General features: G+C 74.7%; 31 protein-coding genes. 8 read left to right on the forward strand and 23 right to left on the reverse strand.

Annotated elements, in window-relative coordinates; genetic code table 11:
* The 5 genes from VM242_00465 to VM242_00485 all read right to left on the reverse strand — a co-directional run.
* Positions 1-276: hypothetical protein (locus VM242_00465; protein ID HVM03621.1), on the reverse strand; the 276-nt coding region annotated here is incomplete at its 3' end.
* 15 nt (positions 277-291) lie between these two features.
* The gene (locus tag VM242_00470; protein HVM03622.1) at positions 292-1,017 is read right to left on the reverse strand and encodes a menaquinol-cytochrome c reductase cytochrome b subunit; all 726 of its coding nucleotides are present in this window, start codon (positions 1,015-1,017) and stop codon (positions 292-294) included.
* 33 nt (positions 1,018-1,050) lie between these two features.
* Positions 1,051-1,830 (reverse strand): selenite/tellurite reduction operon b-type cytochrome ExtP, encoded by a 780-nt coding sequence (extP, locus tag VM242_00475; protein ID HVM03623.1) that lies wholly within the window; start codon positions 1,828-1,830, stop codon positions 1,051-1,053.
* A 12-nt stretch (positions 1,831-1,842) separates the two neighbouring features.
* The gene (locus VM242_00480) at positions 1,843-2,256 is read right to left on the reverse strand and encodes a 4Fe-4S binding protein (GenBank protein HVM03624.1); all 414 of its coding nucleotides are present in this window, start codon (positions 2,254-2,256) and stop codon (positions 1,843-1,845) included.
* 8 nt (positions 2,257-2,264) lie between these two features.
* The gene (locus tag VM242_00485) at positions 2,265-2,720 is read right to left on the reverse strand and encodes a hypothetical protein (GenBank protein ID HVM03625.1); all 456 of its coding nucleotides are present in this window, start codon (positions 2,718-2,720) and stop codon (positions 2,265-2,267) included.
* Positions 2,721-2,930: 210 nt separating this feature from the next.
* Between VM242_00485 and VM242_00490 the strand changes: the two genes are divergently transcribed.
* The 4 genes from VM242_00490 (at position 2,931) to VM242_00505 (ending at position 6,039) form a co-directional block, all read left to right on the forward strand.
* A complete protein-coding gene (locus tag VM242_00490) occupies positions 2,931-3,593 on the forward strand; it encodes a c-type cytochrome (GenBank protein ID HVM03626.1) in 663 nt (220 codons plus the stop codon).
* A 44-nt stretch (positions 3,594-3,637) separates the two neighbouring features.
* Entirely contained in the window at positions 3,638-4,912 is a 1,275-nt protein-coding gene (locus tag VM242_00495) for a geranylgeranyl reductase family protein (GenBank protein ID HVM03627.1), read from the forward strand.
* A gap of 162 nt (positions 4,913-5,074) precedes the next feature.
* On the forward strand, positions 5,075-5,692 hold the full coding sequence (locus tag VM242_00500) for a TetR/AcrR family transcriptional regulator (protein HVM03628.1): 618 nt from the start codon (positions 5,075-5,077) through the stop codon (positions 5,690-5,692).
* A 56-nt stretch (positions 5,693-5,748) separates the two neighbouring features.
* Positions 5,749-6,039 (forward strand): DUF3039 domain-containing protein, encoded by a 291-nt coding sequence (locus tag VM242_00505; GenBank protein ID HVM03629.1) that lies wholly within the window; start codon positions 5,749-5,751, stop codon positions 6,037-6,039.
* A gap of 195 nt (positions 6,040-6,234) precedes the next feature.
* Here VM242_00505 and hemL read toward each other — a convergent pair whose 3' ends face one another.
* From hemL to sodX, 15 genes are all read right to left on the reverse strand, one after another.
* The gene (hemL, locus tag VM242_00510) at positions 6,235-7,506 is read right to left on the reverse strand and encodes a glutamate-1-semialdehyde 2,1-aminomutase (protein ID HVM03630.1); all 1,272 of its coding nucleotides are present in this window, start codon (positions 7,504-7,506) and stop codon (positions 6,235-6,237) included.
* Complete coding sequence (gene hemB / locus VM242_00515; protein HVM03631.1) at positions 7,499-8,485, reverse strand: porphobilinogen synthase; 987 nt, start codon at positions 8,483-8,485, stop codon at positions 7,499-7,501. The genes hemL and hemB overlap by 8 nt, the downstream gene beginning before the upstream one ends.
* 6 nt (positions 8,486-8,491) lie before the next feature.
* Positions 8,492-9,952 (reverse strand): uroporphyrinogen-III C-methyltransferase, encoded by a 1,461-nt coding sequence (gene cobA / locus VM242_00520; protein HVM03632.1) that lies wholly within the window; start codon positions 9,950-9,952, stop codon positions 8,492-8,494.
* Positions 9,953-10,022: 70 nt separating this feature from the next.
* The gene (gene hemC, locus VM242_00525) at positions 10,023-10,919 is read right to left on the reverse strand and encodes a hydroxymethylbilane synthase (GenBank protein ID HVM03633.1); all 897 of its coding nucleotides are present in this window, start codon (positions 10,917-10,919) and stop codon (positions 10,023-10,025) included.
* A complete protein-coding gene (gene hemA / locus VM242_00530; GenBank protein ID HVM03634.1) occupies positions 10,919-12,181 on the reverse strand; it encodes a glutamyl-tRNA reductase in 1,263 nt (420 codons plus the stop codon). The genes hemC and hemA overlap by 1 nt, the downstream gene beginning before the upstream one ends.
* A complete protein-coding gene (locus tag VM242_00535) occupies positions 12,163-12,798 on the reverse strand; it encodes a bifunctional precorrin-2 dehydrogenase/sirohydrochlorin ferrochelatase (protein HVM03635.1) in 636 nt (211 codons plus the stop codon). Before VM242_00535 ends, hemA begins: the two co-directional genes overlap by 19 nt.
* A gap of 2 nt (positions 12,799-12,800) precedes the next feature.
* On the reverse strand, positions 12,801-13,472 hold the full coding sequence (locus VM242_00540) for a redox-sensing transcriptional repressor Rex (protein HVM03636.1): 672 nt from the start codon (positions 13,470-13,472) through the stop codon (positions 12,801-12,803).
* Between the two features lie 163 nt (positions 13,473-13,635).
* Positions 13,636-14,445, reverse strand: coding sequence for an SAM-dependent chlorinase/fluorinase (locus VM242_00545; GenBank protein HVM03637.1), 810 nt, complete (start codon positions 14,443-14,445; stop codon positions 13,636-13,638).
* Positions 14,446-14,486: 41 nt separating this feature from the next.
* On the reverse strand, positions 14,487-14,693 hold the full coding sequence (locus tag VM242_00550; protein HVM03638.1) for a helix-turn-helix domain-containing protein: 207 nt from the start codon (positions 14,691-14,693) through the stop codon (positions 14,487-14,489).
* A 96-nt stretch (positions 14,694-14,789) separates the two neighbouring features.
* Positions 14,790-15,590, reverse strand: coding sequence for a pyrroline-5-carboxylate reductase (gene proC / locus VM242_00555; protein HVM03639.1), 801 nt, complete (start codon positions 15,588-15,590; stop codon positions 14,790-14,792).
* A 65-nt stretch (positions 15,591-15,655) separates the two neighbouring features.
* The gene (locus VM242_00560) at positions 15,656-16,813 is read right to left on the reverse strand and encodes a peptidoglycan DD-metalloendopeptidase family protein (protein HVM03640.1); all 1,158 of its coding nucleotides are present in this window, start codon (positions 16,811-16,813) and stop codon (positions 15,656-15,658) included.
* 59 nt (positions 16,814-16,872) lie between these two features.
* A complete protein-coding gene (locus tag VM242_00565) occupies positions 16,873-18,108 on the reverse strand; it encodes an MFS transporter (protein HVM03641.1) in 1,236 nt (411 codons plus the stop codon).
* A 136-nt stretch (positions 18,109-18,244) separates the two neighbouring features.
* Entirely contained in the window at positions 18,245-19,465 is a 1,221-nt protein-coding gene (locus tag VM242_00570) for a glycosyltransferase (GenBank protein ID HVM03642.1), read from the reverse strand.
* A gap of 67 nt (positions 19,466-19,532) precedes the next feature.
* Positions 19,533-20,066 carry a hypothetical protein gene (locus tag VM242_00575; protein ID HVM03643.1) on the reverse strand — a complete coding sequence of 178 codons (534 nt, stop codon included), beginning with the start codon at positions 20,064-20,066 and terminating at the stop codon, positions 19,533-19,535.
* Between the two features lie 32 nt (positions 20,067-20,098).
* Positions 20,099-20,512: a nickel-type superoxide dismutase maturation protease gene (gene sodX / locus VM242_00580; protein HVM03644.1), complete on the reverse strand. Its 414-nt coding sequence runs from the start codon at positions 20,510-20,512 to the stop codon at positions 20,099-20,101.
* Between sodX and sodN the strand changes: the two genes are divergently transcribed.
* Positions 20,505-20,924, forward strand: coding sequence for a superoxide dismutase, Ni (gene sodN, locus VM242_00585; protein HVM03645.1), 420 nt, complete (start codon positions 20,505-20,507; stop codon positions 20,922-20,924). The genes sodX and sodN overlap by 8 nt on opposite strands.
* A gap of 63 nt (positions 20,925-20,987) precedes the next feature.
* Positions 20,988-21,719 (forward strand): urate hydroxylase PuuD, encoded by a 732-nt coding sequence (locus VM242_00590; protein ID HVM03646.1) that lies wholly within the window; start codon positions 20,988-20,990, stop codon positions 21,717-21,719.
* Between the two features lie 132 nt (positions 21,720-21,851).
* Here VM242_00590 and VM242_00595 read toward each other — a convergent pair whose 3' ends face one another.
* From VM242_00595 to VM242_00605, 3 genes are read right to left on the reverse strand one after another with little or no spacing between them, the layout of a single operon-like run.
* The gene (locus tag VM242_00595; GenBank protein ID HVM03647.1) at positions 21,852-22,721 is read right to left on the reverse strand and encodes a hypothetical protein; all 870 of its coding nucleotides are present in this window, start codon (positions 22,719-22,721) and stop codon (positions 21,852-21,854) included.
* Entirely contained in the window at positions 22,718-22,960 is a 243-nt protein-coding gene (locus VM242_00600; GenBank protein ID HVM03648.1) for a MoaD/ThiS family protein, read from the reverse strand. Before VM242_00600 ends, VM242_00595 begins: the two co-directional genes overlap by 4 nt.
* A 14-nt stretch (positions 22,961-22,974) precedes the next feature.
* A complete protein-coding gene (locus VM242_00605) occupies positions 22,975-23,823 on the reverse strand; it encodes a MaoC/PaaZ C-terminal domain-containing protein (protein ID HVM03649.1) in 849 nt (282 codons plus the stop codon).
* Positions 23,824-23,940: 117 nt separating this feature from the next.
* On the opposite strand from VM242_00605, the gene VM242_00610 reads away from it, so the two are divergent.
* The gene (locus VM242_00610; GenBank protein HVM03650.1) at positions 23,941-24,555 is read left to right on the forward strand and encodes a histidine phosphatase family protein; all 615 of its coding nucleotides are present in this window, start codon (positions 23,941-23,943) and stop codon (positions 24,553-24,555) included.
* Between the two features lie 54 nt (positions 24,556-24,609).
* Complete coding sequence (locus tag VM242_00615) at positions 24,610-25,086, forward strand: M48 family metallopeptidase (GenBank protein ID HVM03651.1); 477 nt, start codon at positions 24,610-24,612, stop codon at positions 25,084-25,086.

Below are 25,086 nucleotides of genomic sequence, written 5' to 3' on the forward strand. Positions count from 1 at the left end.
GTCCATGGGCGCCCGGGGGGCGGGGGGTGCGCCGCCGGGGGCGACGACCACCGCACCGCCGCCGCGGCGCTGGAGGGCGGCCGCCCGCTCCACCTCCCGGCCGGTCGCGCTGCGCTCGTGGGCCTTGGCCTCGGCGTCGTGCTCGGCCTGGCGTGCCTCGGCCCGGGCCCGGACGGCGGAGCTCCGATCGCGCCGGGCCGACGTGGTGAAGACGAAGAGCGCCCCCAACACCACCACCACCACGGTGGCGATCAGGACGACGGTGCTGCTGTCCATGACGGTGCGCGCTCCCTACAGGTCGAAGATGTCGTGGACGCCCTGGCGCCAGGGGAGGATGAAGTTGAAGCCCTCGCCCCGGAAGAACGACCCGATGATCACCAGGACGGCCCAGAACATGAGGAACAGCGTCATGAGCCCGATGGCGAACTTCCGGTCCTCGGGCTTGTTGCTCGGGTTCTTGTCGATGTAGCCGGCCGTGCCCAGGACGAACAGGCCCATGCCGGGGATGGTGACGCCCGCCACCATGGGGTGGAACATCGTGAGCAGCTCCTGGAGGCCGAGGAAGTACCACGGCGCCTTGGACGGGTTGGGCGTGCGGTTCGGGTTCGCCATGCCCAGGAGGGGAGCGTTGACGACGGCCGAGAACACCAGCAGGAAGGCGGTCATGGCCATGGACGCCACGAACTCGCCGATCAGCAGGTGCGGCCACGTGTGCACCTTGTCGGTGGGCGTGGCCTTCACGTCCTGGATCGACCCCGCCTTGACGACGGTGAGCAGCCGTTGGGTGTGCCCGGCGGGGCCGGCCGCCGCCGGGGCGGGACGGGCTCCCGCGGGCGGAGCGGCAGCGGGCGCCGCCGTGCTGCGCTCGAGCAGGGCGGTGGGGATCTTGTCGCCGGGCTCGGCCGCGGCCGCAGCGCCGCCGCCGCCGCCACCACCCCCGGCCCCGCCGCCCGAGGCGGCGAGGAAGGCGCGACGGTCCCGCGACCGCTGGAGCAGGTGCTCGGGAACCTCAGGCACGGTGCCCTCCCGTGGAGCTCGACGCGGCGTGCATCACAGCGGCCCGGAGATGCCGCCGTCCTTGCGGACACGCCAGAAGTGGACGGCCATGAAGATGACGATGACGAATGGCAACATCAACACGTGGAGCACGTACCACCGCAGCAGGGTGTCCGTGCCGATCTCGACGCCACCCAGCAGCACGAAGCGGACCTGGTTCCCGAACACCGGCGTGTAGCCCATCATGTTCGTCCCCACGGTCACCGCCCACAGCGCCAGCTGGTCCCACGGCAGCAGGTAGCCGGTGAAGGACAGCAGCAGGGTGAGGGTGAGCAGGACCACGCCGATGATCCAGTTGAACTCCCGGGGCGGCTTGTAGGCGCCGTGGTAGAAGACGCGCGCCATGTGCAGGAACACCGTGAGCACCATCAGGTGGGCGGCCCATCGGTGCATGTTCCTCACCAGGAGCCCGAACGCCACCGACGTGTGGAGGGTGGCGATGTCGTTCCACGCCTGGGCCGCCGTCGGCCGGTAGAAGAACATGAGGAAGATGCCGGTGACGGTGAGGATGATGAAGAGGAAGAACGAGAGCCCGCCCAGGCAGAGCGTGTAGCTGACCTTGACGGCGTGGCGCTTCACCTTCACCGGGTGCAGGTGGTACAGCACCGAGTTCATGATCACGTAGGACCGGTTCCTCGGGCTGTCGGTGTAGCCCTTGCGGAAGATGGACCCCGGCCGGAACACCGACGACCAGAACTGCGACCCCTGGACCTTCTCCATCCGCTCCGAGAGCTTCCTGGAGAACTCGCCCTTCGAGGCGATGCGCTTCGCCACCCGTCTCCCCTTCTAGAACCGCATGCCGTAGGAATAGCCGTACTTGTTGTCCCGCTGGTGCGGGTCGCCCTCGCGGGGCGCCACCCCGGTCTTGCCCATGATGATCACGCCGGTGGGGCAGCGGTCCACACAGAGGCCGCAGCGGGTGCACACGTCCTCGTCGACCACGAACACCACGTGGTCGTCGGGGTCCAGCCCCGGCTGCGTCGTGTTGGGCGCCTCGGCGATCGACTCGGTGGAGAGCATGTGGATGCACTTCCACGGGCAGATGTCGACGCAGCCCTCGCACATGATGCACTCGGACTGGTCGATGTGGAGGAACTGCTTCGGCTTCACCGACTTGGACAGGTCGGCGGGCGCCACCTCGGTGAGGACGTACTCACCGGGGAAGGCCGGCATCGGGGGGTTCGCTTCCGTCTTGGCCATGTCGCCTCCTAGACCTTCCTGACGAGAGGCCGGCCGAACGCCGACGTCTCGATCGCCGGGGGTGGCGCGGTCTTCTTGCCCCGCTTCTGCCACCACAGCCACCCCACGATCTGGCCCACGAACGCCACGATGTAGATGAGCGTGGCGATGAGGTCCCGGATCACCTGGGCGGTGATCTCGAGGCGGCCCCTCCCGAAGAAGGTGACCCCGTCCGGCCACAGCCGTCCGAACGGCGTGGGGACGCCGATGGAGTCGCTCCGCCATCCGAGCTCGTTGTCGGCCCACGCCAGCCACTGGTTGGGGACGATGCCGTAGACCATCAGCATCCAGGCGAACACGAACGTGGCCGCCAGGTAGCCCTCACCCCACGTCATCGGCGTGCCCGGCGCGCGGCGCTTGGCCACCACCACGATGATGGCGATCTGGATGAGGGTGACGATCACGGATGCCAGAAAGGCGACCATCCACTCTCCCGACGGCGGCTGCTCGTGAAATAGATCACAATCGTACCCCACGGGCCGGGAGGCCCGTCGCGGTCGACCGGATCGGTTCTAGCACGACCCCTTTCGTTTCTTCACATCGCCGCCCGGGCCGGTCGCGCACCCGCTTGGTGCTCCGCCGCCGGGGGCGCGTACAGTCGTCGGGTCGGCCCTCGCCCGTCCGGAGGTTCCTGCGTGACCGAAGTCCCCGAGCACCTCCTGGCCCGCTCCCGCGAGCGGCGCAAGGCGCTCGGCCTGGCCGGTGGCTCCGATGCGGGGTCGTCGGCGGAGGCCTCCCCCGCGCCCGCCGAGGCGGCACCGGCGGCGGGGTCGGCGGCGCCCGCCACCGTGGCCCCGGCCGGGGCCCCCGCGCCGGCGGGCGCCCCGGCGCCACCGCCCGCGCCGGTCGAGGAGAAGCCGGTCCCCACCTATCTCCGGCCCGAGGCGAAGAAGGGCCGCATGCCCGTGTGGGTGATGCCCGTGCTGGCCGCCCTGCCGTTCTGGGGCATCCTCTACATCGGCGCCTTCGGTGACCGCTCCCACGAGGAGGCGCTGACCGGCGCCGCCCTGGGCGCCCAGGTGTACCGGGCCCAGGGCTGCGGGTCGTGCCACGGCGGCGCCGGCGAGGGCGGCGTCGGGCCGGCCGTGGCCGGAGGCGAGGCGGCGCTGACCTTCCCCGAGGAGGCGGACCACGCCGAGTGGATCAGGACGGGTTCGGCGCCGTTCCGCGGCCAGCCTTACGGCGCCGAGGACCGGCCCGGTGGGCAGCGCACGGCGACGGGCGGCATGCCCGGCTTCCCCAGCCTCTCCGACGAGGAGATCCAGGCCGTCGTCCTCTACGAGCGCGAGGAGCTCTAGCCCCGCCCGCGCGGCCGGGCAGGAGCTAAGTCGAGGATGGATCGGTGACCACCAGCCACGACGTGCTGGTCGTGGGCGGCGGCCCGGCGGGCGCGTCGTGCGCCTACTGGCTGGCCGAGGCGGGCCACGACGTGCTGCTCGTGGAGAAGAAGCGGTACCCCCGGGAGAAGACGTGCGGCGACGGGCTCACGCCGCGTTCGGTGAAGCAGCTCAACGACATGGGGCTGGCCGGCGCCCTGGCCGGCCACCACCGCTTCGACGGGCTGCGGTCGATCGCGTTCGGCCGGACGCTGGAGCTGCGCTGGCCCGACCACCCCGACTTCCCCACCTACGGCTACGTCGTCACCCGCAAGGACCTCGACCAGCTGGTGGCCGAGCGGGCCGCGAAGGCGGGCGCCACCATCTGGCAGGAGTCCGAGGCGGTGTCGCCGGTGCTGGACGGCGCCGCCGTGCGAGGCGCGGTGGTGCGGCGCAAGGACGCCGGCGGCTCCCTGACCGAGGAGGTGGCCGCCCGCTATGTGATCGTGGCCGACGGGGCCAACTCCAGATTCGGCCGGGCCCTGGGCACCAGCCGCGACCGGTCGCGGCCGATGGGGCTGGCCATCCGGGGGTACTACGAGTCGCCCCGCCACGACGAGCCGTGGATCGAGAGCCACCTCGACATCCGTGACGCGTCGGGCACCGTCCTGCCCGGCTACGGATGGATCTTTCCCGTGGGCGACGGGCGGGTCAACGTGGGCGTCGGGCTCCTCTCCACGTCGAAGCGGTGGAAGTCGGTGAACACCAGCCACCTGATGGAGTCGTTCGCCGCCTACGCGCCGCCGTCGTGGGGGATCCGCCCGGAGACGTCGTGCGGGCCGCCCACCGGCGGCAAGCTCCCCATGGCGTTCTCGCTGTCGCCCACCAGCGGCCCCTCCCACCTGGTGATCGGCGACGCCGGCGGCGCCATCAACCCGTTCAACGGCGAGGGCATCTGCTACGCCTACGAGACGGGGCGCATGGCCGCCGAGGCGGTGGGCCGGGCCCTCGCCACCGGCGACACCACGGCGCTGGAGGACTACCCCCGGCGGGCCCGGGAGGAGTACGAGCTCTACTACAAGGTCGCCTCCGCCTTCGTCCGCATCATCGGCCACCCCACGGCCATGCGCGCCCTGGTCAGCACCGGCATGCGGTCGCGCACGCTCATGGAGTGGGTCCTGCGCATCATGGCCAACCTGCTGCGCCCGGACGAGCTCGGTCCCGCCGAGGCGGTCTACAAGGCCGTGGCCGCCATCGCCCGCCTCGCCCCCGACGGGCGGCCGTCGCACACCGCGCCGTGAGTGCCCCGGCGGGGCGCCGGCGTGGTTGACAGTCGGTTCGCCGGGGAGTCAACTTGACGCGACCCTCGTCAAGAAGGACGAAATGGTGCTGAGCCGGCGACCGGGGCGGGTCGGTGTGGCAGCCCGCGACCGTGCCCACCGCGAGCCGAGGCCGGGGGTGTCGTGACCGCTCCCGTCCGCCGCCCGCGGGCCCGTCGCGGCGAGGGCGACCGGCTGCGCGCCGAGATCCTCGACGCCGCCTCGCAGCTCCTCCTCCGCACCGCCGACCGGGAGGCCGTCTCCATTCGGGCCGTCGCCGACGCCGTCGGCGTGACGCCGCCGTCGATCTACCTGCACTTCGCCGACAAGGCCGAGCTGATCAACGCCGTCTGCCTCCGCCACTTCGTCGACCTGGACCAGTACATCAAGGCGGCGGTCGAGGGCATCGAGGACCCCCTGGAGGAGCTGCTCCATCGGGGGAAGGCGTACGTCCGGTTCGGCCGTGAGCATCCCGAGCAGTACCGGATCCTGTTCATGTCGAGACCGGACCCGAGCGAGCAGCCGCCCGACGAGCAGTTCCTCGCCGCGTGCGGCTTCAACGCCCTGATGGAGACGGTGGACCGGGCCATGACCGGCGGCGCCATCGCCCGCCAGGACCCGGTCCTCGTCGCCACCGGCCTGTGGACCGTCGTCCACGGCATCACCTCGCTCGCCATCTCGATGGCCCACTACCCACTGGTGCCGCTTGAGAGACTGGTCGACCACCTGCTGGAGACGCACGGGCGGGGGCTGCGCGCCTGACCGTCCCCGTGGGCGCGTGGCGGGTGACCGCCCGGTGGGCCGGTAGCATCGGGGCCGTGGTCGCCCCCCTGCAGCCCGGTGTGGCCGAGGTGTTGGAGACCCGCCCGGCCGACGAGCCGCGCACGGGCGAGCCCGAGGCCGCCCACATCGTGAAGGCCGACGGCGGCAACGCGGCGGCCAAGGTCCTCGAGGCCCGGGTCTACGGCACGCCCCTGGAGGCCCTGTGCGGCGTGGTGTTCGTGCCGCAGCGGGACCCCACCAAGCTGCCGCTGTGCGCCACGTGCAAGGACATCTACGAGACCTACCGGGCCTTCAACGACGGCCTCCCCGACAACCCCGAGCCCTGAGGGCTTCGCCCTCACTCGCTCGCTGCGCTCGCTCCGTTCGGGCGAGGCCGACCGGGCTCCGGGTGCTCGGCGGAGCCGAGCACCCTCCGCACTCCGAGGCTCGTCGGCCGGCATCCGGGGAGGCCGCCTGCGGCGGCGTCGGGGCGGCCGCCGGCGGACTGGCGACTGCCGAACTGGCGGGACTTCAGGTCGTTCTCACGTCGGGGGTGGGAGCGCGGCGGCGGCGGCCCTCGCCTGGTCGACGGTGCGCTCGAGGTCGCCCTGGGTGTGGGCCAGGCTCGGGAACATGACCTCGTAGGGGCCGGGCGCCAGGGCCACGCCGCGGTCGAGCAGGGCCCGGAAGAAGCGGGCGTACAGGCCGTTGGAGCAGGCCGCCCGGGCGGCGTCGTAGTCGGTCACCGGCGCGTCGGCGAAGAAGAGGCCGACCAGCGGGCCGACCACCGGCACCTGGACGGGAAGGCCGGCCTCGGCGACCACCTCGGCCAGGGCCGGGCCCAGCTCGGCGGCCCGCCCGGCCAGCATCGTGTAGGCGGCGTCGTCGAGCAGGTCGAGGACGGCGAGGCCGGCGGCGGTCGCCAGCGGGTTCCCCGACAGGGTGCCGGCCTGGTACACGTCGCCGAGGGGGGCGAGCACCTCCATGACGTCGCGACGCCCGCCGAACGCCGCCAGCGGGAGGCCGCCGCCGATCACCTTGCCGAACACCGACAGGTCGGGGCGCACGCCGAAGCGCTCCTGGGCGCCGCCCGGGCCCAGGCGGAAGCCGGAGATCACCTCGTCGAAGACCAACAGGGCGCCGGCCCGGTCGCACGCCGCCCGCAACCCTTCGAGGAAGCCGGCCACGGGCGGGACGAGGCCCATGTTGGCGGCGACGGGCTCCACGATGACGCACGCCACGTCCTCGCCGATCTCGGGGACGACGTTGTAGGGGACCACGACGGTGTCGGCCACGGCGCCGGCGGGCACGCCGGCCGAGGCGGGCAGGCCCAGCGTCGCCACCCCGCTCCCGCCCGACGCCAGCAGCGTGTCGCTGTGGCCGTGGTAGCAGCCGGCGAACATCACCACCCGGTCGCGACCGGTGAAGCCCCGGGCCACCCGCACCGCCGTCATGGCCGCCTCGGTCCCGCTGCTCACCAGCCGGACCAGGTCGCACCCGGGCACCCGGGAGCGGATGGCCTCGGCCAGCAGCACCTCCCGCTCGGTGGGCGCGCCGTAGCTGGTGCCCTCGCCGGCCGCCCGGCGGACCGCCTCGACCACGGCCGGGTGGGCGTGGCCCAGGATCGACGCCCCGTACGACTGCACGTAGTCGAGGTAGCGGCGGCCCTCGACGTCCCAAATCGACGCGCCCTCGGCCCGGGCCACGAAGTACGGCGTGCCGCCGACCGAGCGGAACGACCGCACCGGCGAGCTGACCCCGCCGGGGATGGCCTCGCAGGCCCGCTCGTAGAGCGCCTCGTTCCCCTCAGCCATGCAGGGTCTCGGCCAGCTCCCGGGCCAGGTAGGTGAGGATCACGTCGGCGCCGGCCCGCTTGATGGCGAGAGTGGTCTCCAGGGCGACGGCGGGACCGTCGACCCAGCCCCGCTCGGCGGCCGCCTTGAGCATGGCGTACTCCCCGCTGACCGCGTAGGCGGCCACGGGGACGTCCACGGCGGCCCGCACGGCGGCGATGACGTCGAGGTAGGCCAGCGCCGGCTTCACCATGACGATGTCGGCGCCCTCGGCCACGTCGGCGGCCACCTCGGCCAGCGCCTCGCGGGCGTTGCGGGGGTCCTGCTGGTAGCCCCGGCGGTCGCCCTCGCCGCCGCTGATGGTGACGTCCACCGCGTCGCGGAACGGGCCGTAGAGGGCGGAGGCGTACTTGGCGGCGTAGGCGAGGATGGCGGTGGCCGGGTGGCCCGCGGCGTCGAGGGCGGCCCGGATGGCGGCGACCTGCCCGTCCATCATCCCGCTGGGCGCCACCACGTCGGCCCCCGCATCGGCCTGGCACACCGCCACCCGGGCGTAGAGGTCCACGGTGGCGTCGTTGTCCGGCTGGCCGGTGGCGTCGAGCACGCCGCAGTGCCCGTGGTCGGTGTACTCGTCGAGGCAGAGGTCGGTGACGAGCACCATCCGGTCCCCCACCTCTTCCCGCAGGTCGCGCAGGGCCAACTGCACGATGCCGTCGAGGTCCCACGCCGCCGAGCCGACGGGGTCCTTCTGCGCCGGGACGCCGAACAGCACGACGGCCGGGACGCCCAGCCCGGCCAGCTCGCGCACCTCCTTCACCAGCGATTCGCGGCTGTGCTGGACGACGCCGGGAAGCGAGGCGATCGGCACCGGCGCGGTGGCGCCCTCCCGCACGAACAGCGGGGCGACCAGGTCGTCGACCGCCAGGGTGGTCTCGGCGACCATCCGGCGCAGGGCCGGCGTGCGCCGCAGCCGGCGCAGGCGGCGTTCGGGGAAGGCCATCGGTGGTCAGCGTACGGGGCGGAGGGCGGCCACCACGGCGTCGACCAGCGCGTCGAGCGTGGCCCGGGCGGCGACGGCGGTGACGGGAACGCCGGCCCGGCGCGCCGCGTCGGCGGTGACCGGCCCGATGCAGACGACCACCGGCGGGACGCAGCCGGCACCGGCGGCGGCGGCGAAGCTGGTCACCGACGAGCCCGACGCGAACGCCACCGCGTCGGCCGCCGCCACCTCGGCGAGGACGCTGCCGGGCGGCGTGACCGGCTGGGTGCGGTACGCCTCCACCACCTCCACCTCCCACCGGCGGGCCCGCAGGCCGTCCGGAAGGGCGTCGCGCGCCACGGCGGCCCGGGGCAGCAGCACGGCCCCGCCGCCGTCGGGCGGGTCGGGGAACACCTCCAGCAGGCCCTCGGCGTTGGAGCGCGATGGCACCAGGTCGGCGACCACGCCGAAGCGGGCCAGCGCCTCCGCCGTCCCCGGGCCGATGGCCGCCACATGGGCGGAGCCGAAGGCCCGGGCGTCCCTCAACCGGGGGAGGAAGCGCTCGACGGCGTTGGTGGACGTGAAGACCACCCACGAGTAGCGGTGCAGGCGGGCGGCCGCCCGGTCGAGGGCGGCGCCGCCGTCGGACGGCCCGGCGACGGCGATGGTGGGCACGACGAGGACCTCGGCGCCCGCCGCTTCCAGGCGTCGCACCAGCTCGGGGGCCTGGTGGCGGGCCCGGGTGACGACGACGGTCCGGCCGAACAGCGGGCGCCGGTCGAACCAGCCCACGTCGAGGCCGGCGACGCGGCCCACGACGATGGTGACGGGCGGCTCGAGGTCGACCTCGGGCAGCCGGGCGAGCGTGGTGCGCACCGAACGCTGGTCGGGCCGCGTCCCCCAGCGCACGGCGACCACCGGGGTGTCGGGGGACAGCCCGCCGGCGATGAGGCGGGGCACGAACTCGTCGCGGTGGGCGACCCCCATGAGGATCACGATGGTGCCACCGGCCCGCCCCAGCGCCTCCCAGTCGGTGGGCTGGTCGTCGCCGTGGCGGCTGTGGCCGGTGAGCACCGTGAACGAGGTGGAGAGCCCCCGGTGGGTGATCGGGACGCCGGCGTAGGCGGGCACGGCGACGGCCGACGTGACGCCGGGGACGACCTCGAACGCCACGCCGGCGTCCATCAGGGCCAGCGCCTCCTCGCCGCCCCGCCCGAACACGAAGGGGTCGCCGCCCTTGAGCCGCACCACCTCCAGTCCCGCCCCGCCCCGCTCGACCAGCAGGTCGTTGATCGACGCCTGGTCGACCGGGCCGCCCGGGCGCTTGCCCACGTCGATGCGTTCGGCGCCCGGCGGCGCCAGGTCCAGCAGCGAGGCGTTGGCCAGCCGGTCGTGCACCACCACGTCGGCGCGGGCCAGCACCTCGGCCCCCCGCACGGTGAGCAGCCCGGGGTCGCCCGGCCCGGCCCCGACGAGGTAGACGGTCACGCCGGCATTCTTGTGGCCGGGACCGGCCCTCCACCGCCCGTTCGTGCTACCGGAACGTGAAACCCGCCGGTCAGGCCAGGCCCCGGAGGCTCTCGAGCAGCCACGCCCCGCCCGACTCGTCCACCAGGCGGTCGGCCAGGGCGGTGCCGAGCGCCTCGGGGTCGTCGCCCGAGCCGGTGGCGGAGAGCACGATGTGGCCGTCGAGCGTGGCGAGCATGGCGGAGAGGGTGATGCGGCCGTCGCCCGCCACCCGGGCGTGGCCGGCGACGGGGAGGTCGCACCCGCCGCCCAGGCGGCGGAGGTACGCCCGCTCGGCGTCGACGGCCAGGCGGGTGGGGCGGTGCTCCAGGCGGGCCAGCGCCGCAAGGACGCGCTCGTCGTCCTCCCGCGCCTCCACCGCGATCGCCCCCTGCCCGACCTGGGGCAGCACCACGCCCGGGTCGAGGAGCTCGGCGGCCGCGCCGGTCAGCCCGAGGCGCACGAGGGCGGCGGCGGCCACCACCACGGCGTCGAAGTCGGCCGCCTTCTCCAGCCGGGTCCCGATGTTGCCCCGCAGCCCGGCGAAGGTGAGGTCGGGGCGCAGCGACGCCAGCTGGGCCCGGCGGCGCACCGACCCGGTGGCGACGTGGGCGCCGGGGGGCAGGTCGGCCAGCGCCGTGCCCACGAGGGCGTCGCGAGGGTCGCCGCGCTCGAGCACGGCGGCGATGACGAGCCCGGGCGGGGACGACGACGGCAGGTCCTTGGCCGAGTGGACGGCGAAGTCGGCCCGTCCGTCCAGGACGGCGGCCTGCACCTCCTTCACGAACACGCCCCGCCCGCCCAGCTCCCAGATGGGGACGTCCGGGCGGCGGTCGCCGACGGTCGAGACCACGACCTCCTCGGCCGGCTCGCCCAGCGCGGCGGTGACCCGGCGCGTCTGGGCGAGCGCCAGCTCGCTCCCCCGGGTGGCGGCCCGGAGCGGGCGCACTACAGGTCGAACAGGGCCCGCAGCGCCGAGGAGAGGCGCTCGCCGGAGACGGAGCCGGCGGCCGCCTTGACCCGCACCGTCGGCTCGTGGAGCACCTTGGCCAGCAGCGACCGGGTCAGGGCCTCGACGGCCTCTCGCTCGGCCGGCTCCAGCGACTCGAGGCGGGCGGCGTACCGCTCCAGCTCGGCCACCCGCAGGTCGTCGGCCCGCCGGCGCAGGGCCACGACGAGGGGGGCCACCTGGCGGGCGGTCGCCACCGCCGTGTACCGCTCGACCTCCTCGTCGACGATCTCCTGCACCCGGTCGATCTCGCGCCGGCGGCCGGCCAGGCCCTCGTCGGCGAACGCCCGCAGGTCGTCCATGTCCAGCAGGGTGACCCCGGCGACGCCGCCCACGTCGGCGGCCACGTCGCGCGGCACGGCGATGTCGACGATGAGCAGGGGGCGGTCGGGGCGGGCCGCCATCACCGGCTCGAGGTCCTCGGCGTTGAGCAGCACTTCGGGGGAGGCGGTGGAGGTGAGCAGGAGGTCGGCCTCCTCCAGGGCGGCGCCCAGGGCGCCCAGGGACACGGGCCGGCCGCCCACCTTGGTGGCCAGGGCGACGGCGCCCGCCCAGCTGCGGTTGGCGACCATCACGTCGGAGAGGCCGGGCGTGGCCGCCAGGGCGACGGCCATGCCCTCGCCCATGTCGCCGGCGCCGAGGACCAGGATGCGCCGGGCCTCCAGGGAGCCCAGCCGCTGGGCCGCCATGGCGACGGCCGCCTGGGACACCGACGTCGTGCCGCGGGCGATGGCCGTCTGCGACCGGGCCCGCTTGCCCACCTCGACGGCGTGGCGGAACAGCCCGCCGAGGACCGGCCCGGCGGCGCCCTCGGCCGCCGCCCGCTCCCACGCGCCGCGGACCTGGCCCTGGACCTCGCTCTCGCCCACCACCGCCGAGTCGAGGCCCGACACCACCCGGAACAGGTGGGCGGTGGCGGCGTCCTCCCAGTAGGCGTAGAGGTGGTCCGAGAAGTCCTCGGGCGGGGTGAAGCCGATCTCCGACAAGAAGTTGCGCACGTCCACCACCGCCCCGTGGAAGCGCTCGGTGGTGGCGTACACCTCGGTGCGCATGCAGGTGGACAGGACGACGACCTCGCCCAGGTTCTCGCGGGACGTCAGGTCGGCCAGCGCCTTGGGCAGGCGGGCGTCGTTCACCGTCATCCGCTCGAGGACCTCGAGCGGGACGCTGCGGTGGTTCAGGCCTACGACGAGGACAGACACGCCTGGAGGCGCTCCTTCGCTTGCTGGACGTGGCCGGAGCGGATCAGTTCGAGCATGTCGGACTCCAGGGCCTTCCGCCAGTCCACGTCCTCGGTGGACCGGCCGGCGGCCCTCACAGCATCGCGCTCCTCGGACAGCAGAGCGGCGAGCACCTCGTACTCCGGCCCGATCTCGGCGGCCAGCCGCTCCTTCAGCCACGACGCCAGGGCCGGGCTGTGCCCGCCGGTGGACACGGTGAGCATCACCGGGCCCCGCCGCACGACGGCGGGCAGGGTGAACGAGCAGCGGGCGGGGTCGTCGGCGCTGTTGACCCACACGCCGGCCGCCTCCCCGTCGGCGAAGACGGCGCCGTCCACCTCGGGGACGCCGGTGGCGGTGACGGCCAGCCGGTAGCCGGCGACCTCGCCCGCCCGGTAGGGGCGCTGCTCCCACGTCGCCCCGGCTGCCTCCAGGGCCCGCACCTCGGAGCCGACCTCCGACGCCACGACGTGCACGGCGGCGCCGCACGCCAGCAGCCCCTCGGCCTTGCGGGCGGCCACCCGCCCGCCCCCGACCACCAGGCAGCGCCGGCCGGCGACGACCAGGTTGACGGGGTAGAGGGGGGCGTCGACGGGCACGGCTACGACGCGGTCGTGGTGGCGCCGTCGGCCCCCTGGACCGGGCGGCGCTGCTGGTAGAACGACAGGATCTGGAGCTCGATCGACAGGTCGACCTTGCGGACGGACACGTGCGCCGGCACGGTGAGCACGACGGGGGCGAAGTTGAGGATGGAGCCGATGCCGGCGGCGACCAGGCGGTCGGCCACGTCCTGGGCGGCGCCGGCCGGCGTGGCGATCACGCCGATGGCCAGCTCCTCGGCCTTGGCGACGTCCGCCAGCTCGTCGATGTGCCGCACGATGAGGTCGCCCACCCGCTCCCCCACCTTCGACACGTCGGCGTCGAACAGGGCGACGATGCGGAACCCCCGCGCCATGAAGCCGCGGTAGTTCGCCAGGGCGTGGCCCAGGTTGCCGAGCCCGAGGATGGCGACCGGCCAGTCCTGGGTGAGCCCCAGCTCGCGGCTGATCTGGTAGAGCAGGAACTCGACCTCGTAGCCGACGCCGCGCGTGCCGTAGGAGCCGAGGTACGACAGGTCCTTGCGCACCTTGGCGGCGTTGACCCCGGACATCTCGGCCAGCCGCTCCGACGAGATGGTCCCCGGCCCGTCGGCCAGCTCGTACAGGCTGCGCAGGTAGATGGGCAGCCGGGCGACCGTGGCCTCTGGTACCCGCCGTCGGCCCCGGTCAGCCACGGGGTCATGTAACCACTTCGTGCTCGCATTCACAAAGCCGGCGGCGCGGGCCGAGCGGGCGGCGCCGCCAAGCGTCGGAGTCAGGCCAGGACGAAGAACTGGACCAGGGCGGCGCCCAGGATCAGCGCCAGCAGGATGACGACCACGATGGTGGTCCCGGGTCTCATGCGGCCTCCAGGGTGACGGCGTCGCCGGGCCGCAGGCGCAGCTCCTCGGCCGCCGACCGGCGGTCGAGGGCGACCGACACCAGCCCGTAGGAATCGACCACCAGGCCGATCTCGCCCGTCTTCAGCGCCCCGTAGGTGGGGGCGCGGCGGGCGGTGCGGACCTGCTCGGTGCCCCAGCGCAGGGTGACGCGGTCGCCCATGGCCACGATCTCCTCGGGGGCGACGTTGAGCTGGACGTTGCCGAACCCGTCCACCCACAGCACCTCGCCGACCAGGCGGCCCTCCTCCTCCCGGGTCAGGGGGAGGATGCCGGGCCTGAGGGTGATGGCGTCGACCTCGGGGCCGAGCTCGCCCAGGTCCACCCCGTTGCACAGGTGGGCGGCGGCGGGGGCGAAGACGTCGCGCCCGGCGAAGGTGGGCCCGGGGGCGGGGAGGTGGTACTCGGCGTTGGTGAGCTCGACGGCGCGGGTGGCCCCTCCCGCCATGGCGACGGCCGGCGCCAGCAGCCCGTTGTCGGGCCCGAGGAACGCCGTGGCGCCGTCCCCCACCTCGACCGCCACCGCCCGCCGGTCGGTGCCCACGCCGGGGTCGACCACGGCCATCACGACGCCCGGCGCCAGGTACTGGGCGCTGCGCACGAGGGCGAGCGACCCGGCCCGCACGTCGTGGCGGGGGACGCCGTGGGTGACGTCGACCACCGTGACGTGGGGGGCCAGAAGGCGCACGACGGAGTGCACCACGCCGACGAACTCGTCGACGAGGCCGTAGTCCGAGAGGAACGAGACGGTGTCGTGCCGGCGTCCCACCGACGGCTACGGCCCGGTCCTGCGTGCGCTGCCGAGGGGTATCAGCCCGCCTCGGTGTAGCGGTCGCCGAGGTACTTGTCCACGTCGTCCTCCCGCAGGCGGTACGACTTGCCCACCCGCACGGCGGGGAGCTGGCCGGCGCCGATCAGGCGGTACACGGTCATGTTCGACACCCGAAGCAGGGCCGCCACCTCCGCGACCGTGAGGAACCGGGCCTTCGCATGGTCTTCCCGAGCCAGTGGAATCACCCCTCTCCGCGGCCCGCACTGTACGTCACTGTGGCTGCTGAGGGAAGTGGGACGGATGGGGCGGACGCCGGCCCCGCCAGGGGCGGTGCCGGCCGGTCAGGCCGGGCCCTGCCCGAGCTGGCGCGAGCGCTCGGTGGCCGCCGCGACCGCCTCCAGGAAGGCGGCCCGCACGGCGCGGGACTCGAGGGCCCGCAGGCCGGCCGCCGTGGTGCCGCCGGGCGACGTCACCGCGGCGCGCAGCGCCTCGGGCCCCTGGCCCGACTCGGCCAGCAGCCGGGCCGACCCCAGCAGGGTCTGCACCGCCAGCGCCGAGGCGGTGCCCCGGGGAAGGCCGGCCAGCACGCCCGCCTCGATCAGCGCCTCGGCGACCAGGAACACGTAGGCGGGGCCCGACCCCGACAGGCCGGTCACGGCGTCCAGGAGGTGCTCGGGCACCCGCACGACCGTGCCGACGGCCGACAGCAGGCCCTCGGCCCACCCCAGGTCGTCGTCGGTGGCCGCCGAGCCGCCGGCGATCGCCGACGCGCCCGCCCCGACCAGCGCCGGCGTGTTGGGCATCGCCCGCACCACCCGCACGTCGGGCCCGAGCCACCGCTCGAGGGAGGCGAGCCCGACCCCGGCGGCGATGGACAGGGCACGGGGCGTGCCGGTGGCGGCGACCGCCCGGCACGCCTCCTCGACGTCACCGGGCTTGACGGCGACCACGGCGCCGTCGGCGGCGGCCGGCTCGGCGGCGACGGCGAGGCCCGGGAAGCGCTCCTGGAGCTCGCGGCGGCGGGCGCCGAGCTTCTCCACCACCGCCATCTCGCCCGTCTCGGCCCAGCCGGCGGCGACGAGCCCGGCCACCAGGGCCTCGCCCATGCGCCCACCGCCCACGACCGTCAGCCGGAGTCCCACGCCCGAACGGTGCTCCACGAGCGGCCCGTCCGCAACTCGATCCGCCCCGGCTCCCGTGACGGGACCTACGGCAGGTAGCGCCTCGGGTTCTGGGGCGAGCCGCCGACGCGGGTCTCGAAGTGGAGGTGGGGCCCCGTCGAGTGGCCGGTGGACCCGACGTAGCCGATGACGTCGCCCTGCCCCACGTCGGCGCCGTCGCTCGTCCCGAGGCGGCTCTGGTGGGCGTAGAGGGTGGTGAGCCCGCCACCGTGGTCGATGATCACGCAGTTGCCGTAGCCGCTCATGGAGCCGGCGAAGATCACCTGGCCGCCCTTGGCCGCCCGGATGGGCGTGCCGGTGCCGCCGCTGATGTCGAGGCCGGCGTGCAGGCGGCCCCACCGGGGCCCGAACGGCGAGGTCACCGTCCCCCGCAGCGGCCACACCAGGCCGGCGCCGGAGATGCGCCCGTCCAGGCCGGGGTCGGCCGCGCTCCGCGAGGCACGGGCCTGCGTGCGGGTCTGGATCAGGGCGGTGAGGCCCGACTCCTGGGCGGCCACCGCGTCGGCCTCCGCCTGGTACTGGCGGATCCGGGCGTCCAGAGCGGCGGACAGGCGCTGCTTCTCCTTGCGGGCCTTCTGCAGCTCGCTCAGGCGCGCCAGGACCGCCTCCCGCCGCTCGGCCGCCACGTCCCGTGCGGCGGCCGCCTTCGCCTGCTCGTCGCCCAGGTCCTCCCGCAGGGCGCGCAGGCGGTCCAGCACGTCGCGGTCCTTGTTCGTGACCTGGGCCAGCAGCGAGCTGCGGCGGCTGGCCTCGCCCAGGTCCTTGGCGCCGATGACGCCGACGATGGCGTTGTCCTTGGGACGGACGTAGACGGAGACGGCCCGGTTGATGACCGCGTTGTGCATGGTGGCCATCTCGGTCTCCGTGGCCTTGATCCTGGCCTCCGACTCGGCCACCGCGGCCAGCGCCGCCTGGACCGCCTGGCGGGCCGCGTCGGCACCCGCCTGCTGGGCCGCCACCTGCTGGTCGAGGGTCTTGACCGCCTTGGTGAGCTGGGCGTCGGAGGCGCGGAGGTGGTTCAGCTCCGCCGCCAGCTTGGCCCGCTTCTGGCGGGCCGCCTCACGCTTCTCCCGCATGGCGGCGACCGATTCGCGGGCCTCGGCGGGCGTGGCGAGGCTCAGCAGGAGCAGGGCGACGACCGCGGTCAGGAATGCATGCGCTGCGTTGCCGTGCCTTCGACGCACCCAGCATCTCCCCGCGGGTTCCCGGTTGGAACTCGGGAAACGGTAGTGACCTTCGTCACCTACGCGCAACCATCATCGACCGCAACAGGCGCGCGGCGGCTCCCGCAGAGGAGCACCCGATGGCCCGCCGCCAGCACGGCGGCGGCCGCCGAGGCGGCCCCGAGAGTCCACCGGGCGCCCGCCGCCAGGCCCATCCCGGCCAGTACCGGGCCCGCCGTCTGGCCGGCGCGGGCGAAGCCGACCCAGGTGGCGACCACCGCCCCGCGGCTGCCCGGCGGCGCCTCGCCCGCCACCTTCTCCTGGAGCGTGGCCACCAGCAGGCCCTCGCCCGAGCCGTACAGGAGGAGGCCGGCCGCCACCGCCACGAGCGACGGGACGGCAGCGACCACCGCCAGGCCGGCGGCGACGCCGAGCAGCCCGGTCATCACCACCGTCGCCGTCCCCGTGCGCGCCGTGAGCCGCCCGATGGAGAGCGCCCCTAGGGTGGACGTGGCCGCCGGCAGGGCCAGCACCGCACCGCGTCCTCCGGCGGAGAGGCCGAACTGCTCGTCGAGGTAGACGGGCAGGACGGTGAGGAGCAGGAAGATCAGCACGAAGACGGCGGCGCCGAGGACCATGGGCCCGAGCACCGACCACGACCGCAGGGCCGGTGCCGTCGCCGCCAGCTGGCCGCGCAGCGTGCCCGGGCCGGGCGCCGACGCCGGCAGCCACACCATCACGGCGGCGGCCGTCGCCAGCGCGATCCAGTACGGCGCGAAGGTGGCCCGCCACCCGCCCACCTCGGCGAGCAGCCCGCCGATCGGGGGCAGGACGACGAGGGAGGCGGTGAGCGTCGCCGCGTTGCGCCCGATCCGCCGCGCCCGCTCGACGCCGTCCCAGTGGTCGCCGATGATGACGACAGCCAGGTTGATGAGCCCGGCCGAGCCGATCCCCTGGAGCGCCCGCAGCCCGACCAGCACCTCGAAGCTCGGGGCGAAGGCGGCCACGCCGCCCGAGACGCCGAAGAGGGCGAGGCACGGCGTGAGCACGCGCCGCCGCCCGAACCGGTCGGCCAGCACGCCGATGACGGGCGCCAGGACGATCCCGGGGGCGGTCGTCGCGGCCAGGAGCAGCCCCACCCGGTCCCTGGCCACGCCGAGGTCGGCGGCCACGTCGGGCAGGGCGGGGATGAGCAGGACGTGGCCCATGATCCCCGTGAGGGTGACGGCCAGGACCAGCGCGAACGGCGGCGGCCCCGCCCGCCGGGCCCGTCCCGTCGCGGACGCGCCGAGGCCCGAGGAACCTGCGGGCGTCATTCGCACTTCCCCGAACGAATGGCGCCGTTCCGCCCCTCGGGCCCTGCGGCGCCGATCAACGTAGCGCCCGGCGGCGGGGCCGACAAGGGGGAAACGGAGGCGCCGGCGGGCGCCGGCGGCACCTACCGACCGGCCGTCACCGGCACGCCACGAGGGTGCCGGCGGTGAGGTCGTCGCACAGCCGGTGCAGGCGGCCGGCCGCCTCCGACCACGTGTAGTCGAGGGCACGCACGGCGGCCCGGCCGGCCAAGTCGCCGGCCAGCCTGGGGTGGTGGAGCAGCTCGGCCGTGAAGGCCGCGAAGTCGCCCGGGTCGCGGCCGTCGACCAGGAAGCCGGTGCGGCCGTGGTCGACGAGGGTGCGCAGGCCGCCCACCGCCGACGCGACCACGGGGGTCCCGCACGCCGCCGCCTCCAGCGCCACCAGCCCGAACGACTCGGAGCGGCTCGGCACCAGGCACACGTCGGCGGCCCGGTAGTACGTGGACAGGAGCTCGTGGGGCTGCGGTGCGACCGTCCTGACCCTCCCCTCCAGGCCCAGGTCGGCCGCCAGCGCGGCGATGCGCTGCACCTCGGCGGCGCCCGCGCGCCCGCTGGGCCCGCCGACGACGACCAGGAACGAGTCGGGGAACGACGGCCTCAGCTGGGCCAGGGCCCGCACCGCGACGTCGAGACCCTTGAGGGGCTGGATGCGGCCCACGAACAGCAGCATGGGGCCGCCCCCCTCCAGGCCGAGGGCCCGGCGGGCCTGGGGCCGGTGGCCGGGCGAGAAGAAGGCGTGGTCCACCCCGGGCGCCACGATCTCGATGCGGTCGGGGTCGGCGTGGTAGAGGGAGGCGATCTGCTCGGCCTCGACGGTGCAGGAGGCGAGGACGGCGTCGGAACAGCCCATGACCTCGAGCTCGGCCTTGGCCCGCCGGGCCGGGTCCTGGTCGCCCTCCGCCTTGACCCGCGAGAGCGTGTGGAACGTCGACACCAACGGGAGGTCGAGCCGGTGCTTCAGGGCGTGGCCCACCAGCCCCGACAGCCAGTAGTTGGCGGAGATGGCGTCGGCCGGGTGGCCCCGCCGGACGCGGGTGAGGACCCCGTCGGTGAACTCCTCGACCAGGCCGGGCAGGTCCTCCTTGGGCACGGCGGCGAGCGGGCCGGCGGCGACGTGGTGCACGCGCAGCCCGGGCTCCACGTCGACGACGGCCGGTTGGGCCGGCCCCTCGGCGCGCGTGTACACGTCGCACTCCACGTCCTGGCGGGCCAGCGCGGCGGAGAGCTGGCGCACGTAGACGTTCATGCCGCCGCCGTCGCCCGTGCCCGCCTGGGCCAGCGGCGAGGTGTGCATGGAGAGGACGGCGAGTCGACGCATGGATCAGCGTCAACCCTAGGCGGGGCCCGCCTCTTCCCTCACCCCGGCCCCACCGCCGCCGGTCCTGCTATTCGAGCAGGGACTCCGGGCTGGCCTCACCGGTCTTGTAGCGGCGGACCACCTCGGCCTGGATGAGGTCCAGGCGCTCGTGGAGGGCCCGGCGGTCGCTCGACACGCGGCGCTCGAGGGCCTCCAATCGCTCGGCCAGCCGGCGGACCTCGGACTCGTCCATCTCGGCCAGCAGGGCGGCGCGGCCGACGTCGAAGATCCTGTCCAGATCGGCGGTGAGCATGCGGTGGTTGACGTCGGGCAGATCGACGCTGACCAGGCGACCGGTGGTCGTGCGGGCCCCGCCCTCGGCCAGGATCTCGGGCAGGTGCTCGATGATCTCCGACAGCTCGCCGGTGCCACCATCGGCCCGGCGGGCGAGCTCGGTGCGCACGATGTCGAGGCGGACGCCCACCAGGCGGCGCAGGTACGACAGCGCGCCCTCGGCCCGGCTGCACTCCGCCTTCTTGGCCCGGACCTCCGCCATGGGCATGGTGGACAGCCCCTCCAGGTAATCGTCCGCCACCAGGCGTTCGAGGTCGAGCCCGTCCATGGGAGGCATGGTAACCCCGGCACCCGCCGTCCTCACCGAAGGCGGCCGGCCCGCTCCCGCGGGCCGTAGCGGTACACCACCCGGCCCCACACCGACGGCACCGGCCCGAACGTGCGGCTGTCGGTGCTGGCGTCGGGCGCGTCACCGACCACGCTCACCGCGCCGGGCGCCACCGCGGCGACCCGCTTCACGAGTGTGCGCGCCGCCAGCCGGGGGTCGGCCAGCACGACGAGGTCGCCCGGCCGGGGGCGGCGGCAGCGCACGGCCACGACGCGATCTCCCGGGACGAGCGTCGGCCGCATACTGTCGCCCTCGACCACCACCCGCCGGAACGCGCCGAGCCCAGCGAGGGCGCCCACCAGGCAACCCGCTGTTGCAGCAAGAACCGTTCGGGTAGGAACGGCAGAGTTCCGTCGCCCACGAAGGAGGAGCATCGTCATGCCCATTCTCGTCCGCCTGCTCGAGTTGGCCGACCGGGCCCGGCCGCCGCGCACGGCGTCGGCGCACTGTGACGTCCCGTGCGGCGTCTACGACCCCGCCCAGGCGCGCATCGAGGCGGAGTCGGTCCAGAAGATCATCGAGAAGTACCACGCGTCGGACGACGAGGCCTTCCGGACGCGGTGCCTGTTCATCAAGGAGCAGCGGGCCGATCTCGCCAAGCACCACCTGTGGGTGCTGTGGACCGACTACTTCAAGCCGGAGCACCTCCAGGAGCACCCCGACCTGCACGACCTGTTCTGGAACGCCACCAAGCTGGCCGGCCAGGCCAAGCAGACCAGCGACCCGGCGGTCGCCGAGAAGCTGCTCGCCGCCATCGAGGAGATCGCCGCGATCTTCTGGAAGACCAAGGGCAAGTAGCGCTCGCACCTCCGGCCTGCGAGGTAGGTTGCGCCCGACACGGGTGAGCGTGGGGGTGCGACGATGGAGATCTTCTCGCAGGCCGGGGGCGAGATGCTGTCCCGCTGGGGGCACTACCTCTCCGGGGTGACCTGGATCGGCCTCCTCTACTACTTCAACTTCGTGCAGGTCCCGTCGTTCGCCGAGTTCGAGGCGGCCGGGCGCACCGAGGCCATTCGCAAGCTGGTCCCCCGGGCCCTGTGGTGGTTCCGGTTCGGGGCCATGTTCACCCTCCTCACCGGCGTCATGATCCTGGGCTTCCAGGACAACCTCACCGGCGGCGAGTACTTCAAGACCGCACCCGGCATCGCCATCTCGACCGGGATCCTCCTGGCCCTGGTCATGTTCGGCAACGTCTTCGGCGTCATCTGGCCGAACCAGAAGAGGGTCATCGCCAACGCCGAGCGGGTGGCCGCCGGCGGGGAGACCGACCCGGCGGCCGCGGTCGCCGGGCGCAGGGCCCTGCTCGCCTCGCGCACCAACGCCTTCCTGTCCATCCCGATGCTGTGGTTCATGGGCGTGACGTCGCACCTGGCCGCCCGCGAGTACGAGATCACCCCGGCCGGCGGCGAGCGGGGCCTGTACTGGCTGATCACGCTGGCCCTGGTCGTGGCGTTCGAGCTGAACGGCCTCGGCAAGATCGGCGGCCCGGGGCCCGGGCCCACCAAGGTGTACCTGGAGGAGCACCCGAAGACGATCATGGCCGGGTTCGGCCTGTGGCTGGTCTTCGTGGTCCTCTGGGAGGTGCTCTTCTAGGGCTTCGACGTCATTCGTTCGCTTCGCTCACTCCATTCGTCGAGTTGGATCGTGCTCCGGCGGGCCCGCGGAGCTGGCGCCGTCGGACCTTGCCGCGGCGAACGTTCTGCCCAGGGCACGAGGCGGAACTGACTAGCCCCGGGTGGGCGACTCGAGCACCACGGCGGCGACGAGCGACCACACCGGCGCGAGCACCAGCAGCGAGTCGAGCCGGCGCAGGGCCGGGACGCGCGCCCCGCGGTGGCCGAGCAGGGCCGACCCGACGTACGGGCCGATCGGGGCCAGCACGATGGCGAGCCCGCCGAGGACCCACGGGCTGGCTCCCCGGAACGGCGGCACCAGGACGGCAGCCACGCCCAGGGTGACCGCCGCGATGCTGGCCGCGCCGGCGGCCGGTCCCTCCCACGCGTTGCGGGCGCCGGTACCGACGACGTAGGCGCTGGCGTCGTGGACGGCGGCGAACACGAGGAGCACGAACACGGCGGCGGCGCCGCGGTGGAGCAGGAGCACGGGGGAGGCGGCTGCCAGACCGACCGTCCCCGCGATCGCCAGCGTGAGGACGGGGTCGGCCCGCCGCTCGCCCGCCGCCGCCGCGCCGGCCACCACGAGGCCGACCACCACCACCGCGGTGCCGCCCACCGCCACCGGTCCGGCGGCGGCGGCCAGGACGAGGGCGGCGGCGGCGCCACCGGACACGGGCACGGCGGGCCGGGGCCGCACCCGCCAGGAGCGGGCGGCCTGCACGGCGGCCAGGCCGGCGCAACCGGCCATCAGGACGGCGAACGGCAGTCGTCCGGCGGCCAGCGCCAGCATCGACACCGCGAACCACACCACGCCGAGCCGGGCGTGGGGGCCGACCACCCGGGGCCGCACCTCCAGGGCGCGGACGCGCGCCAGCACGCCGGCGGCGCCGCCCGCCGGGTCGCCGTCGCGCGCCCGGAGGCGCCGCCGGGCGCCGGTGGCGCCGAGGGACCGCAGGCGCACGGTGCGGTCCGCCGTCAACGGGAGCCGCCCGACACCGGCGGCAGCACCGCCACCTCGTCGCCGTCGGCGACGGCGTCGTCCTCGCCGGCGGGTGCCCCGTTCAGCCAGACCCGGCTGGCGGCCAGCACCTCGGCGAAGCGCTGGCCGTGGCGCGCCCTGGCCCGGGCGAGCACCTCGCCCACGGTGGCGCCCTCGACGTCCTCCCGCCCCGTGCCGGCGGCCTCCCGGGCGGCGGCGAACAGCCTCAGCACGGGCACCGCCGGCCCCGCTCTCAGGCCGGGATCTCGGCCCGGCCGTTGGAGATGACCAGTTGGCCGCCGCTGTGGGCCTCGAAGGCGAACACCCGCCGGTTGCCGTCGACGCCCGCGTCGTAGACCGTCGTCGTCACGTCGGCGCCCGGGAAGACGGGCCGGGAGAAGCGCACGGCCAGGCGGCGCAGCCTGGTGGGGTCGCCCTCCGCACCCAGCGCGATCACGGCCTGTCCCGTCATGGCCATGGTGCACAGGCCGTGCAGGATGATCCCCGGCAGCCCGACGGCGGTGGCGGCGGCGGGATCGGTGTGGATCGGGTTGTGGTCGCCCGACGCCTCGGCGTAGCGCAGCGTCTGGTCGTCGTCGACGTGGACGGTGTAGGTGCCGACCGGGCGTTCGCGCGCCTCCTTGGGGAACCCGTGCTCCGGCTTGTCGGGGCCGGCGCTGTCACCGTCGCTCATGCCGCGGATGAACATCGTCCCGTACTGCTCCAGCACGAGCGTCCCGCTGTGGTTGTCGCTGCTGAGGACCCGCACCGTGTACCGGGTGCCCGACCGGCTGACCCGCACGGCGTAGGCCTCCGCCGTGGTCACCAGCTCCTGGCCGGGCACGAGGGGCTGGTGGAAGTGCATGTCGTGCTCACCGTGGACGATGCGGGCATACCACTCGGGCGACACGAGGTCGTGCAGCGGAGCGCTCATCGACTCCCACGACGGGACGACGCCGAACACGGGCGGGGCGACCAGCCCCGACGCGTACACGGGGTTGGCATCGTTCGTGGCCTCCGCGTAGGCCAGGGCGCGCACCGGGTCGACCTTCTCGACCCGCTCGCCGTAGGTCGTCCCCAGCTTCTCGACGGCCAGTGCCATGGCGGCCACCGTACCGTGCGCCCTCTCTCCCGGGCGGGGCCCCATCCCCGCCCTCCTCGCCGAGGCGGGGCCCCCAACCCCAGCTGCCGCCGGCGGCGCCGGCCGTAGGCTGGCGGAATGGGCCGGCTGCTGCTGATCCGCCACGCGCGCTCGACGTGGAACGCCGAGGGGCGCTGGCAGGGATGGGCCGACGCGCCGCTCCACCCCGGCGGCGAGGCCCAGGCCCGTGCCCTCGGCGCCGCGCTGGCCGCCACCGGCGAGCGCTTCGCGGGAGCCGTGTCGTCCGACCTGGAGCGCTCGGCGGCGACGGCGCGCATCGTCGCCGGCATGCTCGGTCTGAGCGAGGTGGAGGTGGAGCCGGACCTGCGGGAGCGGGACGTGGGCGACTGGAGCGGCCGCACCACCGAGGAGATCGAGCTGATCTGGCCGGGCGCCATCGACGCCTGGCGGGCCGGCCGCCTGGACCGGCCCCCCGGCGGGGAGCACGAGCCGTCGTTCCGGGCCCGGGTGGTGGGGGCCGTCGAACGGCTGGCGGCCCGGCCCGACGAGCCGCTCCTGGTCGTCACCCACGGCGGCGTGATCCGGGCCGTCGAGCGCCACCTCGGTGGCGACCCCCGGTCGACCGCCAACCTCTCGGGTCGCTGGCTCGACGCGGTCGACGGCGTCCTCACCCCCGGGGACGTGGTCTCGCTTCCCGTGGGCGAGGACGAGACCATCACCACGGCCCTGTAGTCGGGCCGCGACCGTCGCCCCCGGTGTCGCCGGGCGGCGCTACCTTTCCGGCCCGTGGAGGTCGAGGTCATCCGCAGTCCGCGCCGGCGCAAGACGGTGCAGGCCCGGCAGGTGGGCGGCGTGCTCCAGGTGTCCATCCCGGCCACCATGTCGACGGCCGACGAGCAGCGCCACGTGGCCGAGATGGTCCGCCGCATGCGCCGGCGCACCGAGTCGTCGGTCGTCGACCTGGCGGGGCGCGCCGCCGCCCTGGGAGCCGCCCACGGGCTGGAGCGGCCGGCCTCGATCCGCTGGGTCGACAACCAGCTGTGGCGGTGGGGATCGTGCACCCCGGCCGACGGCACCATCCGCATCTCCACCCGGCTCGCCGCCGAGCCCCCGTGGGTGCTCGACTACGTGATCGTGCACGAGCTCGCCCACCTCACCGTGGCCGGCCACGGCCCGAGGTTCTGGGCGCTGGTCGGGCGCTACCCGCTCGCCGAGCGGGCCCGCGGCTTCCTCATGGCCCGCGGCCTCGAGCACTCGGGGTGA

It is taken from the genome of Acidimicrobiales bacterium (assembly GCA_035540975.1).
GTDB lineage: Bacteria > Actinomycetota > Acidimicrobiia > Acidimicrobiales.

Coding starts and splice junctions, on each gene's coding strand:
- VM242_00480 (HVM03624.1), bottom strand. CDS start 2,256: ATGGCCAAGACGGAAGCGAACCCCCCGATGCCGGCCTTCCCCGGTGAG.
- VM242_00485 (HVM03625.1), bottom strand. CDS start 2,720: ATGGTCGCCTTTCTGGCATCCGTGATCGTCACCCTCATCCAGATCGCC.
- hemL (HVM03630.1), bottom strand. CDS start 7,506: ATGGCTGAGGGGAACGAGGCGCTCTACGAGCGGGCCTGCGAGGCCATC.
- hemB (HVM03631.1), bottom strand. CDS start 8,485: ATGGCCTTCCCCGAACGCCGCCTGCGCCGGCTGCGGCGCACGCCGGCC.
- VM242_00565 (HVM03641.1), bottom strand. CDS start 18,108: ATGACGCCCGCAGGTTCCTCGGGCCTCGGCGCGTCCGCGACGGGACGG.
- VM242_00570 (HVM03642.1), bottom strand. CDS start 19,465: ATGCGTCGACTCGCCGTCCTCTCCATGCACACCTCGCCGCTGGCCCAG.
- VM242_00575 (HVM03643.1), bottom strand. CDS start 20,066: ATGGACGGGCTCGACCTCGAACGCCTGGTGGCGGACGATTACCTGGAG.
- sodN (HVM03645.1), top strand. CDS start 20,505: ATGCCCATTCTCGTCCGCCTGCTCGAGTTGGCCGACCGGGCCCGGCCG.
- sodX (HVM03644.1), bottom strand. CDS start 20,512: ATGGGCATGACGATGCTCCTCCTTCGTGGGCGACGGAACTCTGCCGTT.
- VM242_00590 (HVM03646.1), top strand. CDS start 20,988: ATGGAGATCTTCTCGCAGGCCGGGGGCGAGATGCTGTCCCGCTGGGGG.
- VM242_00605 (HVM03649.1), bottom strand. CDS start 23,823: ATGGCACTGGCCGTCGAGAAGCTGGGGACGACCTACGGCGAGCGGGTC.
- VM242_00610 (HVM03650.1), top strand. CDS start 23,941: ATGGGCCGGCTGCTGCTGATCCGCCACGCGCGCTCGACGTGGAACGCC.